The following is a 523-nucleotide window of genomic DNA, read 5'->3' on the forward strand; positions in this document are numbered from 1 at the left end:
GTTTTGGGTTAATGGAGATTTATTGTCAGTTAATAATAATTTCATTTCTGAAATTAAGAAATTTATTAAAATATTAAATGATGTACAATAAAATGGAAGTTAAAGGAGACAAACAATGGCAAAAAAAACTAAAAAAAAGCAAGTTCCCACACTAAAAACCACCCAAATCAATGAATCCTCGCTCTTTACCCATATTTCCAAAATAATAGAAAAACGAAAAAACCAAGCTGGAATGTATGCAAACCGTGAAGTTACGCTCATGTATTGGGAAATAGGACGTTACATAGGTTCGGTTTTACTTGGCGGAGAACGAGCCGAATACGGAAAGAAGATTTTGACGGCGCTGGCGGCAAAATTGACTACGAAATACGGCAAAAACTTCACCGAGCGTAATCTATACAGAATGACCCTATTTTACGAACGTTTCCCCAATGCGCGGATTTTGCCGCCACTGGCGGCAAAATTGAGCTGGTCACATATAATTGAGCTATTGCCGCTGAAATCGGATAAAGAACGAATATAT

General features: G+C 36.9%; 1 protein-coding gene. It reads left to right on the forward strand.

Annotation, left to right across the window (positions count from 1 at the left end; genetic code table 11):
* Positions 1-115: 115 nt before the first annotated feature.
* The coding region (locus ACYVRH_RS14400; protein ID WP_461257557.1) for a DUF1016 N-terminal domain-containing protein at positions 116-523 on the forward strand (408 nt) is incomplete at its 3' end.

The sequence above is a fragment of the Treponema sp. R80B11-R83G3 genome (assembly GCF_054786115.1).